The organism is Streptomyces sp. NPDC091287 (assembly GCF_044768525.1).
GTDB lineage: Bacteria > Actinomycetota > Actinomycetes > Streptomycetales > Streptomycetaceae > Streptomyces.
The window spans coordinates 1-12772 of the sequence record NZ_JBIVUV010000013.1; the positions used below are offsets into that span (position 1 = coordinate 1).

The 12772-nt window shown below is 73.9% G+C and carries 13 protein-coding genes; 9 read left to right on the plus strand and 4 right to left on the minus strand.

Going from position 1 to position 12772, the window contains the following annotated elements:
- Nucleotides 1–37 precede the first annotated feature (37 nt).
- Both ACIQRW_RS22245 and ACIQRW_RS22250 read left to right on the plus strand, forming a co-directional pair.
- The gene (locus tag ACIQRW_RS22245) at nt 38–604 is read left to right on the plus strand and encodes a hypothetical protein (RefSeq protein ID WP_403762994.1); all 567 of its coding nucleotides are present in this window, start codon (nt 38–40) and stop codon (nt 602–604) included.
- The gene (locus ACIQRW_RS22250) at nt 601–1365 is read left to right on the plus strand and encodes a tetratricopeptide repeat protein (protein ID WP_403762997.1); all 765 of its coding nucleotides are present in this window, start codon (nt 601–603) and stop codon (nt 1363–1365) included. Before ACIQRW_RS22245 ends, ACIQRW_RS22250 begins: the two co-directional genes overlap by 4 nt.
- 90 nt (nt 1366–1455) lie before the next feature.
- On the opposite strand, the gene ACIQRW_RS22255 is transcribed toward ACIQRW_RS22250, so the two are convergent.
- The gene (locus ACIQRW_RS22255; RefSeq protein WP_403763000.1) at nt 1456–2736 is read right to left on the minus strand and encodes a DUF1015 family protein; all 1281 of its coding nucleotides are present in this window, start codon (nt 2734–2736) and stop codon (nt 1456–1458) included.
- 71 nt (nt 2737–2807) lie between these two features.
- Here ACIQRW_RS22255 and ACIQRW_RS22260 point away from each other — a divergent pair, with 71 nt between their 5' ends.
- Together ACIQRW_RS22260 and ACIQRW_RS22265 are read left to right on the plus strand one after the other, a co-directional pair.
- Nucleotides 2808–3839 carry an HAD-IIA family hydrolase gene (locus tag ACIQRW_RS22260; RefSeq protein WP_403763003.1) on the plus strand — a complete coding sequence of 344 codons (1032 nt, stop codon included), beginning with the start codon at nt 2808–2810 and terminating at the stop codon, nt 3837–3839.
- Nucleotides 3840–4064: 225 nt separating this feature from the next.
- A complete protein-coding gene (locus ACIQRW_RS22265) occupies nt 4065–4868 on the plus strand; it encodes an ABC transporter ATP-binding protein (protein WP_403763590.1) in 804 nt (267 codons plus the stop codon).
- A gap of 153 nt (nt 4869–5021) precedes the next feature.
- On the opposite strand, the gene ACIQRW_RS22270 is transcribed toward ACIQRW_RS22265, so the two are convergent.
- Nucleotides 5022–5369: an SCP2 sterol-binding domain-containing protein gene (locus ACIQRW_RS22270; RefSeq protein WP_398067232.1), complete on the minus strand. Its 348-nt coding sequence runs from the start codon at nt 5367–5369 to the stop codon at nt 5022–5024.
- A gap of 42 nt (nt 5370–5411) precedes the next feature.
- On the opposite strand from ACIQRW_RS22270, the gene ACIQRW_RS22275 reads away from it, so the two are divergent.
- The 5 genes from ACIQRW_RS22275 (at nt 5412) to ACIQRW_RS22295 (ending at nt 10610) form a co-directional block, all read left to right on the plus strand.
- Nucleotides 5412–5705, plus strand: a complete 294-nt coding sequence (locus ACIQRW_RS22275; protein ID WP_403763006.1) for a hypothetical protein — start codon at nt 5412–5414, stop codon at nt 5703–5705.
- A 7-nt stretch (nt 5706–5712) separates the two neighbouring features.
- A complete protein-coding gene (locus ACIQRW_RS22280) occupies nt 5713–6528 on the plus strand; it encodes a TlyA family RNA methyltransferase (protein WP_398604522.1) in 816 nt (271 codons plus the stop codon).
- Nucleotides 6525–7430 (plus strand): NAD kinase, encoded by a 906-nt coding sequence (locus ACIQRW_RS22285; RefSeq protein WP_265604042.1) that lies wholly within the window; start codon nt 6525–6527, stop codon nt 7428–7430. Before ACIQRW_RS22280 ends, ACIQRW_RS22285 begins: the two co-directional genes overlap by 4 nt.
- Before the next feature lie 95 nt (nt 7431–7525).
- Nucleotides 7526–9268, plus strand: a complete 1743-nt coding sequence (gene recN / locus ACIQRW_RS22290) for a DNA repair protein RecN (RefSeq protein ID WP_403763010.1) — start codon at nt 7526–7528, stop codon at nt 9266–9268.
- 238 nt (nt 9269–9506) lie between these two features.
- Nucleotides 9507–10610 carry a glycosyltransferase family 4 protein gene (locus tag ACIQRW_RS22295; RefSeq protein ID WP_403763013.1) on the plus strand — a complete coding sequence of 368 codons (1104 nt, stop codon included), beginning with the start codon at nt 9507–9509 and terminating at the stop codon, nt 10608–10610.
- A gap of 24 nt (nt 10611–10634) precedes the next feature.
- Here the strand turns inward: ACIQRW_RS22295 and ACIQRW_RS22300 are convergent, their stop codons facing one another.
- Nucleotides 10635–12260, minus strand: a complete 1626-nt coding sequence (locus ACIQRW_RS22300) for a PucR family transcriptional regulator (protein ID WP_403763015.1) — start codon at nt 12258–12260, stop codon at nt 10635–10637.
- A gap of 132 nt (nt 12261–12392) precedes the next feature.
- Nucleotides 12393–12737 (minus strand): MerR family transcriptional regulator, encoded by a 345-nt coding sequence (locus ACIQRW_RS22305; RefSeq protein ID WP_403763018.1) that lies wholly within the window; start codon nt 12735–12737, stop codon nt 12393–12395.
- Nucleotides 12738–12772: the final 35 nt, after the last annotated feature.

The following is a 12772-nucleotide window of genomic DNA, read 5'->3' on the forward strand; positions in this document are numbered from 1 at the left end:
GATGACGACCGTGGTGGGTACCGGGGCGGTCCGCAGCGTGATGACCGTGGTGGCCGTCCGAGCGGTGGCTTCGAGCGTCGTGACGACCGGCCGCGTGGTCCCCGTCGTGACGACGACCGGCCCTCCGGTGGCGGCTTCCGCCGCGATGACAATCGTGGTGGGGGGTCCGGCGGTGGTGGTTTCCGGCGTGACGACAGTCGGCCTTCCGGTGGTGGTTTCCGTCGCGATGACAATCGTGGTGGGGACCGTGATCGTGGGCCTCGTCGTGATGACGACCGTGGTGGGTACCGGGGCGGTCCGCAGCGTGATGACCGTGGTGGCCGTCCGAGCGGTGGCTTCGAGCGCCGTGACGACCGGCCGCGTGGTCCCCGTCGTGACGACGACCGGCCCTCCGGCGGTGGCTTCCGCCGCGACGACAACCGTGGCGGTGACAGGGACCGGGGCGGATACCGCGGCGGTCAGCGCGACGACCGGGACCGTGGTGGTTTCCGGGGACGCGATGACCGCGGCGGCGACCGCGATCGTGAGCCGATCAAGCGGCTGCCGATTCCGGACGACGTCACGGGCGACGAGATCGACAAGGACGTACGCCAGGAGCTCATGAGCCTGCCGAAGACCCTTGCCGAGGATGTCGCGCGCAACCTGGTCATGGTGGCCCGGCTGATCGACGAGGACCCCGAGGAGGCGTACGCGTACGCCCGTATCGCCCTTCGGCTCGCTTCCCGCGTCGCCGCCGTGCGTGAGGCGGCCGGGTTCGCGGCGTACGCGACGCAGAAGTACGCCGAGGCGCTCGCCGAGTTCCGGGCGTCCCGGCGGATGACCGGGTCTGTGGACCTGTGGCCCGTCATGGCGGACTGCGAGCGTGGACTCGGGCGTCCCGAGCGGGCGATGGCCATGGCCGGCGAGCCCGAGGTGCAGAAGCTGGACAAGGCCGGACAGGTCGAGATGCGACTGGTGGCCGCCGGGGCACGCCGTGACATGGGCCAGATCGACGCCGCCATCGTGACCCTCCAGAGCCCCGAGCTCGCGTCCAACTCGGTGCAGCCGTGGACGCCGCGACTTCGCTACGCGTACGCGGACGCCCTGCTGGAGGCGGGGCGCGAGGACGAGGCGCGGGAGTGGTTCGGGAAGGCGCTGGAGGCCGACAAGGACGGGTCCACGGATGCGTCGGACCGGCTCGCCGCGCTCGACGGCGTGGAGTTCGTCGACGTCCTCGGTGACGACGAGACGGCTGAGGCGGACGCGGCCGACGAGGTCGCGTCCGGAGACCTCGACCACGAGGACGACATGCGTGACGACGCCGACCTCGATGACGAGCAGGACGAGGACCAGGACGGTGCCGGCGACGGTTCGGTCAAGGCTTAGCAGCTGGTGAGGAGGGGCGGCACTCCGACCGGAGTGCCGCCCCTCCTCACGTTCCGTACCGGTCCGACGGTCTGCGGGCAGCTCTGCGGATCAGTCGAGGGCGAGGCTTCGCATGACCAGGCCCGTGGCCGGCTTCGGGCCGAACGACGTCGACTTGCGGGGCATGGTGACGCCCTGCCGGGCCAGGTCCCGGACGACCTCTTCGCGTACGGGATGCATCAGGACCGCCGTGGCGTCGAGGCGTTCCGCCTGCTCGACGGCTGCCGCGGTGTCGTGGATGTAGCCGATGTGCTCCGGTGCGTCCGGGATCTGCCACACGTCGTCGAGCAGCGCGGAGTGCAGGACCGTCGCGTCCAGGGTCCGCCAGGCGTCGGGGCGGTCCGTCCGAATGGTGCGGGCCAGCAGGGCCGGGTCGGGGCGGTCCACCAGGTGGAAGCCGCCGTCGCCGGCGAGGAGGAACGCGTTGCCCCCGGCGGCCGCTCCGGCCAGTGCGTCGAGGGCCCGGGGGAGCGGTCCCTCGACCGGGCGGACGCGGAAGAGGCCGGTCAGCGCCTTCAGGGCCCGGGAGACCGGCAGGCCCCGCAGCAGCCGGTGGATGGCGCGGACCTGGAGGGGGTGGCGGGCCGTGTCGACGAGGAGGACGAGGCCGTGGTCCCACGGCCCGGGCGCGGTCTGTTCCCGCTGGAGCCGGAGATAGGTGGCCCAACGGTGGTGGCCGTCCGCGATGAGCGCCTGGTGCCGGGCGAGGTCCGACGCGATCTCGCTCCGTTCGGCCGGGTCCGTCACGGCCCAGAGACGGTGCCGGAAGCCGTCCTCCGTCGTGGTGGCGAGCAGCGGTTCCCGCAGGACCGTGCGCTCGATCACCGCTGCCGCCCCGGTCGGTGCGCCCGACTCGCCGCGGTAGGTCAGCAGGAGCGGCTCCAGATGGGCCCCTGTCGTACGCATCAGCTCCGCGCGGTCCGCGACGACGTCGTCCATGACGTCCTCGTGGGGCAGCACGATGCCCGCGGAGGCGGGGGAGAGGGCCAGGGCGCCGATCAGGCCCCGCTGGAGGATCTCGTCGTTCCGCTGCTCGTAGACGTACAGCACGGGGTCCGGGTCCGGGGCGATGACACCCTCGGCCAGCCAGCGGTCCAGTGTGGCGGCCGCCTGCCGGTGCCGGTCCCGGGCGGTGTCGGCCTGGGGGAGGATGAGGCGCACGATGTTGTGCGGATCCGCGGACTCCAGGTGGTGCAGCCCGTCGGGCCTGACGACCACGTCGTACGGGGGCGAGGTCACGGCGGCAAGGCTGCCGACCCGCTCGGGGACGTAACGCAGTCCGCGGAACGGGAAAAGCCGCAGCCCCTGGTCGACGGGACCTGAAGTGTTCATCAGGGCATCGTATGTGTGCAGAGGGCGTACGCGATGATCGGGGCGGAACGCGTGAAAGAGGAGCGAGTCATATGAGCCACCAGCAGGACAGGTCCCGGCCGTCGGGGAGCAGTACGGCGCTGAGCGAGGCGTACGACACGGCTCTCCTCGACCTCGACGGGGTCGTGTACGCGGGCGGCGAGGCCATCGGCCACGCCGTGGAATCGCTGGCCCGGGCGCGGGCCGGGGGCATGCACCTCGCGTACGTCACCAACAACGCGCTGCGCACGCCGGACGCGGTGGCGGAGCACCTGACGGAGCTCGGGGTGCCCGCCGAACCCTCCGACGTGATCACTTCCGCCCAGGCCGTCGCCCGGCTGGTCGCCGATCAACTGCCGCCCGGGGTACGGGTGCTGGCGATCGGCGGCGAAGGGCTGCGGGTCGCGCTGCGCGAGCGCGGGCTGGTGCCGGTGGAGTCGGCGGACGACGACCCGGCGGCGGTGGTCCAGGGCTACGGCGGACCGGACATGGCGTGGGGGCGGTTCGCCGAGGCGAGCTACGCGATCCGGCGCGGGCTGCCGTGGTTCGCGTCCAACACCGACCTGACCATCCCGGGCGCCCGGGGCATCGCGCCCGGCAACGGGGCCGCGGTCGAGGTCGTACGGATCGCCACCGGGGCCGAGCCGCAGGTCGCCGGGAAGCCGTTGCCGCCGATGCACCGCGAGACCGTGCTGCGGACCGGGGCGAAGCGGCCGATCGTCGTCGGGGACCGGCTGGACACGGACATCGAGGGCGCGTTCAACGGGGGCGTGGACTCGCTGCTGGTGCTGACCGGGGTGACCGACGCGGCGCAGCTGCTGGCCGCGCCGCCGCAGCACCGCCCGACCTATGTGGACCGGGACCTGCGGGGGCTGCTGACCGGGCAGCCCGAGGTGACGCCCGCCGGTGACACGTACCGGTGCGGGGGCTGGACGGCTGCCGTGCGCGGGGGCCGGCTTGCGCTGGAGGGCGAGGGCGAGGCGCTCGACGGGCTGCGGGCGCTCTGCGCGGCGGCCTGGACCTTCGCCGGTCCGGGTGTGTGCGAGCTGGAGACGGGGAAGGCCCTCGCCGGGCTCGGGCTCTGAACCGACCCTCGGCGCAGCCCGGCGGACCGCCCCCGGGTGCCACCCGCGTACCGGGCCCCGGCGCCGCCCGACGCCCTTGGCACGCGACGGCGTCGAGCGTGTGGGGCGGCGGCCGGGACCAGCGGCGTGAAGAGGAAGATAGGTTAACCTAACCTGGTGCTGCTCGGTGGTCTGCCCGTGCCCCGCGCCGTGCCGCTCCACCTCACCGACTCCGGGAGTACGACCATGCAGCGCCTCACCGCGGAATCGGTGACCCTCGGCTACGACCAGCGGGTCATCACCGAGAACCTCTCGGTGGAGATTCCCGACAACTCCTTCACCGTGATCGTCGGTCCCAACGCCTGCGGCAAGTCGACCCTGCTGCGTGCCCTCGCCCGGATGCTGAAGCCGAGCCGGGGGCAGGTGCTGCTGGACGGGCAGACCATCCACCAGTTGCCGGCGAAGAAGGTCGCCCGGACGCTGGGCCTGCTGCCGCAGTCCTCCATAGCCCCCGACGGGATCACCGTCGCCGACCTCGTCGCCCGCGGCCGGTACCCCCACCAGGGGCTGCTGCGGCAGTGGTCGCCGGAGGACGAGCGGGTCGTCGACGAGTCCATGGAGTCCACCGGCGTCGCCGAGCTGGCCGATCGCTATGTCGACGAACTGTCCGGTGGTCAGCGCCAGCGGGTCTGGATCGCCATGGCGCTGGCCCAGCAGACGCCGCTGCTGCTGCTCGACGAGCCGACGACGTACCTCGACATCCAGCACCAGATCGATGTCCTCGACCTGTGCGCGGAGCTGCACGAGACGCAGGGCCGCACGTTGGTCGCGGTGCTCCACGACCTGAACCACGCGGCGCGGTACGCCACGCATCTCATCGCGATGCGGGACGGGGACATCGTCGCGGAGGGACCGCCCTCGGAGGTGGTCGACGCGGCGTTGGTGGAGCGGGTGTTCGGGATGCGGTGCCAGGTGATCGACGATCCGGAGACGGGTACGCCGCTGGTGGTGCCCGCCGCCCGTAAGGCTCGGAAGGTCCCCGCCGCGTAGGGGTGGGCCGGGGGTACGGCGATGGGTGCGGGGTGCGCCCCGGTGGGCGCTTCGTCCTCAATCGCCGGACGGGCTTGAACTGCGGCCGCTCGTCCTTGATGGCGCGGCTGGGACAGGCATGAATGTGCGGCCACTCGTCCTTGATGGCGCGGTCTACAGCAGCGATCTCAGTTTCAGCAGGTCGCGGAAGCCCGCCTCCAGGCGTACGCGGCCCGAGCCCCACGCCTTCGCGAAGTTCAGGTCGCCGTCCACCAGCGCCACCAGGTCGTCGCCCGTCATCGCGAGCCTGATCTCGGCCTTCTCCCGGGGCGGCCCCTCGACCGTGTCCCGCACCTGGATCCGGCCGTCGGCCAGCCTGCCGGTGAACGTGACGTCGAGGTCCTTGATGTGACAGCTCAGCGAGCGGTCGAGGGCGGCTGCGCCGCGCACGTCGCCCTCGGCGGCTGCGAGGTTGTCGGAGAGTCTTGTCAGTGCGCTGCGGCACTCAGCCATGGTCGCCATCGTGCTCGACGGTACACCGGCCCGTCGATGTAGCGTTTCGGCATGAGCGACTGGACGCCGGAGGCGGGGACACCGCCCGTGAGTACGCCCGCCGAGCCCGTACCCCTGGGGGTCGTGCGCACCCCCACCGGCCATGGTGCGGTGGACGCCCGGCTGGAGCGCCTGGCCGATGCGGACCACCTCCCGGCGGACGGGCACATCGAGGTGTACGAGGATGTACACCGTGGGCTGCGGTCCGAGCTGACCTCGCTGGACACCCGTCCGGCCGCCGTACCCGGTCCCGTACCCACGCCCTCGCACCGACCGCACGACACGCATCACGACAACAGGAGCTGAACCGAACGTGGCAGGAGTGGCACGTCGCCGCCTCGACGCCGAGCTGGTACGCCGCAAGCTCGCCCGCTCGCGCGAGCACGCGAGCCAGCTGATCGCCGCGGGGCGCGTCACCGTGGGCCGCACCACCGCGACCAAACCCGCCACCCAGGTCGAGACGGCCGCCGCGATCGTCGTCACCAAGGACGACGGCGACCCGGACTACGTCTCGCGCGGCGGCCACAAGCTGGCCGGGGCGCTCGCCGCCTTCGGGCCGCTCGGGCTGACCGTTCAGGGGCGGCGGGCGCTGGACGCCGGGGCGTCGACCGGCGGGTTCACCGACGTGCTGCTGCGGGCCGGGGCCCGGCAGGTCGTCGCCGTCGACGTCGGCTACGGGCAGCTCGCGTGGTCGCTGCAGTCCGATGAACGGGTCGTCGTCAAGGACCGTACCAACGTGCGGGAGTTGACCTTGGAGGCCATCGACGGGGAGCCGGTCGACCTGGTGGTGGGAGATCTGTCCTTCATCCCGCTGGGCCTCGTGCTGCCCGCCCTCGCCCGGTGTGCCGGGCCCGACGCGGACCTGGTCCTCATGGTCAAGCCGCAGTTCGAGGTGGGCAAGGAGCGGCTCGGCAGCGGCGGAGTGGTGCGGAGCCCGGAGCTGCGCGCCGAAGCCGTGCGCGAAGTGGCGCGCCGGGCCTGGGGGCTCGGTCTCGGTGTACGGGGGGTGACGGCCAGTCCGCTGCCCGGCCCGTCGGGGAACGTCGAGTACTTTCTGTGGCTGCGGGCCGGCGCACCTGAGCTGGATCCCGCGGATGTCGACCGTGCAGTGGCGGAGGGGCCTCGTTGACGACGAATGCGGCACGAACTGTCTTCCTTTTGGCGCACACCGGCCGGCCGGCCGCGATCCGCAGCGCGGAGCTCGTCGTGCAGGGGCTGCTGCGCAACGGGCTGGGCGTACGGGTCTCGGCGACCGAGGCGGCCGATCTGCCGCTGCCGGACACCGTGGAGACGGTCACCGACACCAGCCCCTCCGCCGTGGACGGCTGCGAGCTGCTGATCGTCCTCGGCGGTGACGGCACCCTGTTGCGCGGCGCGGAGTTCTCCCGTGCCTCCGGGGTGCCGATGCTCGGTGTCAACCTGGGACGCGTCGGCTTCCTCGCCGAGGCCGAGCGCGACGACCTCGACCAGGTGGTCTCCCGGGTCGTCACCCGCGACTACGAGGTCGAGGAGCGGATGACGATCGACGTCGTCGTGCACAGCAACGGCGACGTCGTGCACACCGACTGGGCGCTCAACGAGGCGGCCGTGCAGAAGGTGTCGCCCGAGCGGATGCTCGAAGTGGTCCTGGAGATCGACGGCCGTCCGGTCACCGGGTTCGGCTGCGACGGGATCGTCTGCGCGACCCCGACCGGTTCGACCGCGTACGCCTTCTCGGCGGGCGGGCCCGTCGTCTGGCCCGAGGTCGAGGCGCTGCTGATGGTCCCGATCAGCGCCCACGCGCTGTTCGCCAAGCCGCTGGTGACCTCGCCCACGTCCGTGCTCGCGGTCGAGGTCCAGCCGCACACCCCGCACGGGGTGCTGTGGTGCGACGGGCGGCGGACCGTGGAGCTGCCCGCCGGGGCGCGGGTCGAGGTGCGGCGCGGTGCGGTGCCCGTACGGCTGGCGCGGCTGCACCAGGCCTCGTTCACCGACCGGCTGGTGGCGAAGTTCGCGCTGCCCGTCTCGGGCTGGCGGGGCGCGCCCCACTGAGGGTTCCGAGGACGCCCCACGGCCCCCGCGACCCTCGGGAGAGTGAATCCGGGAGCGGGGGCCGTCGCGCGCCCGGCCCGGGACCTCGTAAGGTCATGTCCGTGTTGGAGGAGATGCGGATACGGTCGCTCGGAGTCATCGACGACGCGGTGGTGGAGCTGTCACCCGGTTTCACCGCGGTCACGGGTGAGACCGGCGCGGGCAAGACCATGGTCGTCACGAGCCTCGGGCTGCTGCTCGGCGGGCGCGCGGACCCCGCTCTCGTACGGGTCGGGGCCAAGGCCGCGGTCGTCGAGGGCAGGATCACGGTGTCCGAGGGCGACGCGGCGGCGCTGCGGGCCGAGGAGGCCGGGGCGGAACTCGACGACGGCGCGCTGCTCATCAGCCGTACGGTTTCGGCGGAAGGACGGTCACGGGCCCATCTCGGCGGCAGATCCGTGCCGGTGGGGGTCCTGACCGAGCTGGCGGACGAACTCGTCGCCGTGCACGGCCAGACCGACCAGCAGGGTCTGCTCAAGCCCGCCCGGCAGCGGGGGGCGCTCGACCGGTACGCCGGGGACGGTGTGGCGGTCCCGCACGCCGCGTACACGGAGGCCTACCGGCGGCTGCGGAGCGTCGCCGCGACCTTGGAGGAGCTGACCACCCGGGCCCGGGAGCGGGCCCAGGAGGCGGATCTGCTGCGCTTCGGTCTGAACGAGGTCGCCGCCGTCGAACCGTTGCCGGGTGAGGACGTCGAGCTGGCCGCCGAGGCGGAGCGGCTCGGGCACGCCGAGGCGCTCGCCTCCGCGGCCGCCCTCGCGCACACCGCGCTGGCGGGGAACCCGGAGGATCCGGAGGGCGTCGACGCGACGACGGTCGTCGCCGCCGCCGGGCAGGCCCTGGACGGGGTCCGGGCCCATGACCCGGCGCTGGCCGCGCTGGCCGACCGGATCGGGGAGATCTCCATCCTGCTCGCCGATGTCTCCGGCGAGCTGGCCGGGTACGCCGACCAGCTGGAGGCCGACCCGCTGCGGCTGTCCGCCGTGGAGGAGCGCCGGGCCGCGCTGACCACGCTGACCCGGAAGTACGGCACGGACATCACGGCCGTGCTCGCCTGGGCCCAGGAGGGCGCGGGCCGTCTCACCGAGCTGGAGGGCGACGACGAGCGCATCGGTGAACTGACCGCGGAGCGCGACGGGTTGCGGGCCGAACTCTCCGTGCTCGGACAGGCGTTGACCGATGCGCGTACGGAGGCGGCGGCCCGGTTCGCCGAGGCGGTGACGGGCGAGCTGGCCTCGCTCGCCATGCCGCACGCCCGGGTCTCCTTCGCCATCCGGCAGACCGAGGCGGCGGACGAGGCGTCCGGCATCGACGTCGGCGGGCGCAGCGTCGTCTACGGCCCCTCGGGCGCGGACGAGGTCGAGCTGCTGCTCGCCCCGCACCCGGGTGCCCAGCCCCGGCCGATCGCCAAGGGCGCTTCGGGTGGTGAGCTGTCCCGGGTGATGCTCGCGGTCGAGGTCGTCTTCGCGGGTTCCGACCCCGTACCGACGTATCTCTTCGACGAGGTCGACGCGGGCGTCGGCGGCAAGGCGGCCGTCGAGGTCGGCCGGCGGCTCGCCAAGCTCGCCCGGTCCGCCCAGGTGGTGGTCGTGACCCATCTGCCGCAGGTGGCGGCCTTCGCCGACCGGCAGCTGCTGGTCGAGAAGACCGTGGACGGCTCGGTGACCCGCAGCGGTGTCACGGTCCTGGAGGGCGAGGACCGGGTCCGGGAGCTGTCGCGGATGCTGGCCGGCCAGGAGGACTCCGAGACGGCCCGCGCCCACGCGGAGGAGTTGCTGGCCACGGCCCGCGCCGAATAGCCGCTCATGGCGGCCGTACGGGTACGGGCGGGGGGATTCCTCCCGCCCGTACGTGCTTCCGGCCGGCGGATGTCGACAACCTCGCGCCTCGGCATTCACCCGTGAGGGTGGTGCGGTGTGGTCGGTTGTCGCCATGAGTGCGGCAGCAACGTTACGCCGGTCCCGGAACGTGCGTACGGGCTGGCATCCTTGGCGCTGTACTTTCCGCCGACTCCGGAGCCCCGGGGAGCCAATCAACGTGTCACAACTGCGTACGGTCCAAGTCCTGGGCGGCGGCAGTGCGGGCAGCAGCGCGCACGTCGGTTCGCTGGCCGCCGGGCTGGTGGCGCGTGGGGTGCGGGTGACCGTCTGCGCCCCGTCCGCGGTGGACCGCGCCTACGACTTCACGGCGACCGGGGCCCGGTTCCTCCCGGTGCCCCGGCGCAGCGACCCGGCCGCCGTCGCCGCGCTGCGGGCCGCCTGCGCGGGTGCGGACGTCGTCCACGCGCATGGACTCCACGCGGCCGCCCGCACCGCCCTCGCGCTGAGCGGCCGCGCCGTGCCCCTGGTGATGACCTGGCACACGCGGCGGTACGCGGAAGGCGCCCGCCGTCAGATCCTGCACCTGCTGGAACGGCGCGCCGCACGGGCGGCGGCCGTGGTCCTCGCCCCTTCGTCCGACCTGGTGGACCGGGCCCGCGAGCGGGGCGCCCGCGATGCCCGGTTCACCCCCGTGGCCGTCCCGCACCCGCATCCGCGCCCCGCCGGCGTCGACGACGAGGGCAAGGCGCGGGCCGAACTGGGGGCGGTGGCCCGGCCGTTGCTGATGGCCGTCGGCAGTCTCGTACCGCATCACGGCTTCGACGTCCTGCTGGACGCGGCCCGCGTCTGGCGGTGTCTGGACCCCCTGCCGCTGCTCGTCATCGCGGGGGAGGGGCGCGACCGGGGCGCTCTGCAACGGCGGATCAGGGACGAGGAGTTGCCCGTCACTCTCATCGGAAGCCGTGACGGCGTGGGGGAGTTGCTCGCCGCCGCCGACCTGGCCCTGCTGCCGAGCCGGTGGGAGGGCCGCTCGCTTCTGGCGCAGGAGGCGCTGCGCGCGGGGGTGCCGCTCGTCGCCACCGCGGTCGGCGGCGTGCCCGAACTGGTCGGTGCGGCAGCCGAATTGGTGCCCTACGGCAACGCCGAGGCCCTCGCCCGTACGGTCGTGAGGCTGCTCGGGGACCCGGCGGAGCGCGTCCGGCTCGCCGAGGCCGGGCGGGTGCAGGCGGCCGGCTGGCCCACCGAGGACGACACGATCGCCCATGTGCTCAGCGTCTACGACGAGTTGGCGCAGCCGCCGGCGGCGGGGCGGGTGCGCTGACGAGGCGGGCCCCAGGGCCTGCTCTCAGGTCGTGTGGCGGCGGGCCCGCAGCGCCAGGCTCAGCGCCAGCACCGTCTGCGGGTCGTCCAGGTCCGTGCCCAGCAGCTCGCCGATCCGGGCCAGGCGGTTGTAGAGCGTCTGGCGGTTGAGGTGCAGCTCGCGGGCGGTCTCCGCCTTGCGGCCCGCGTGCGCCAGATACGCCTGGAGCGTCGGGAGCAGCGGCGGGCGCGAGGTGCGGTCGTGCTCGCGCAGCGGACCGATCGCCCGGTTCACGAACGCCGCCAGGTCCGGATGGTCCCGCAGCCGCCACAGCAGCAGGTCGATGTCGAGGCGCCGGGCGTCGTACCAGGGCCGGTCGTCCAGCCCCTGCGCGGCCGTCGCCGTTTCCGACGCGTGCCGCAGCCCCGCGCCCGCCGTGGCCCAGCCGCCCGCGACGCCGACCACGACCACCGGCGGCTGGGATCCGGCGCGGTCGAGGCCCGCCCGCTCCACCCCTGCCCGCAGCGCCGCCGCCACCCGGTCCGCGACCGCGGTGCGCTCGCCCTCCGAACGCAGCCCGACCAGCAGCGGAACCCGCCCCTCCACGGGCCGTACGCCGAGCAGCACCGGCACCCCGACCGAGGCCAGCTCCTCCAGGACCGCACGGGCCAGCACCGCCCAGTTGCCCGACGGGGACAGCTCCGGGGCCAGCCGCATCACCACCGGGAGCAGCGGGGTGTCGCCGGGCCGGAAGCCGAGCACCCGGGCCTGGGCGGGGGCGTCCTCCGGGGCGATCCGGCCCTCCGCGAGATCGGTCAGGAAGTCGCCCCGGCCCCGGGCCGCCAGCTCCTCCTCCTGCCGGGCCTGCATCAGCACGACGGCGAGGAGGCCCGCCGCGCGCTCCGCCGCCATCCGGTGCACGGTCGCCAGCGGCCCGGCCACCGCGAGCAGCACCAGCCGGGCCCGTACCGCACCGGTCTCGGGCCCGCCGCCGGGAACGTCCACCAGCACCGCACCGGCCGGCGGGCTCTCCCGGGCCGCCCGGTCGCCGCGCATGCCCTCCCAGACCTGGAGCGGGTCCGCGCCCACCGGGCCGGTCCCGGTGGACGCCGCGTACAGGAGCCGGCCGTCGGGCGTCTCCAGGAAGACCGGGTTGGCGGTGAAGTCGGCGAGGATCCCGAGGACCTGCGGCACCCCGCCGCCGTCGAGCAGTGCCCGGGTGGCGCGCCGGTGCACCTCCTCCGCCTGCTGGAGCAGCGCGTAGTGCCCGTTGACGATCTCGGTGTGCACCTCCTCGGTCACCGCGACGAACGGCACCTCGCGGTGCAGCTGGACCAGCGGGAGCCCGGCCGCGCGGGCGGCGTCCACGATGGAGGCGGGCAGCCGGCCGAAGCGCGGGCCGAGCTCCACCACCAGGGCCGCGATACCCCGGTCGGCGAGGCGGCGGACGAAGGCGCGCTGTTCGGCGGGGCGGGCGCCCAGGCCGAGGCCGGTGGTCAGGAGCAGTTCGCCGCCCTTGAGGAGGGAGGCGATGTTCGGGACCTCTCCCGCGTGCACCCAGCGCACCGTACGGTTCAGCCGGTCGGCGCCGGCCACCACCTCCGGGAGCCCGGCGCGCAGCCCCGGCAGCTCCAGCGCCCGCTGCACGGTGATTCCGCTGTGGCTCTCCACGTACCGGCCCGCTTCCCTTGCACCCCGCCCGTCGATCGGGCGGTCGTCCTGTTCAGGACGCTACCGCCCGGGGGTCGGGGCGCGCACCGCAGGGGAGGAGCGCGGACGCGCCGCCGCACCGGGCCGGGCCGGTCAGGGATTCGTCAGCAACTCCGCGAGCGCGCCCCGGTTCAGCCGCAGCGCCTCGATCCGGTCGTCCATCCCCGCCAGCTCCCCGCCGAGGATCTCCCGCAGCTCCGCGCACCAGTCGAACACGGGCCCCTCGCCCCGGGCACACGGCAGCACCTGGGCGATCACCTCGGTGGTCAGGCCCGCCCGGAGCAGCGCGCGGATCTGCGTGACGGTCACCACCGCCTCCTCGCCGTAGGCGCGATAGCCGTTCGCGCCCCGCCCGGCCGACAACAGCCCCTGCGCCTCGTAGTACCGCAGCGACCGCGCGCTGACGCCCGTCCGCCGGGACAACTCCCCGATCAGCATGTGCCCGTGCTCCGTTCCCTCTTGACCTTGTCACT

What these genes read in the sequence shown, in the direction of transcription:
- ACIQRW_RS22260 (WP_403763003.1), top strand. Translation starts at nt 2,808, where the DNA reads ATGAGCCACCAGCAGGACAGGTCCCGGCCGTCGGGGAGCAGTACGGCG.
- ACIQRW_RS22305 (WP_403763018.1), bottom strand. Translation starts at nt 12,737, where the DNA reads ATGCTGATCGGGGAGTTGTCCCGGCGGACGGGCGTCAGCGCGCGGTCG.
- recN (WP_403763010.1), top strand. Translation starts at nt 7,526, where the DNA reads ATGTCCGTGTTGGAGGAGATGCGGATACGGTCGCTCGGAGTCATCGAC.
- ACIQRW_RS22265 (WP_403763590.1), top strand. Translation starts at nt 4,065, where the DNA reads ATGCAGCGCCTCACCGCGGAATCGGTGACCCTCGGCTACGACCAGCGG.
- ACIQRW_RS22255 (WP_403763000.1), bottom strand. Translation starts at nt 2,736, where the DNA reads ATGAACACTTCAGGTCCCGTCGACCAGGGGCTGCGGCTTTTCCCGTTC.
- ACIQRW_RS22270 (WP_398067232.1), bottom strand. Translation starts at nt 5,369, where the DNA reads ATGGCGACCATGGCTGAGTGCCGCAGCGCACTGACAAGACTCTCCGAC.
- ACIQRW_RS22275 (WP_403763006.1), top strand. Translation starts at nt 5,412, where the DNA reads ATGAGCGACTGGACGCCGGAGGCGGGGACACCGCCCGTGAGTACGCCC.
- ACIQRW_RS22250 (WP_403762997.1), top strand. Translation starts at nt 601, where the DNA reads ATGAGCCTGCCGAAGACCCTTGCCGAGGATGTCGCGCGCAACCTGGTC.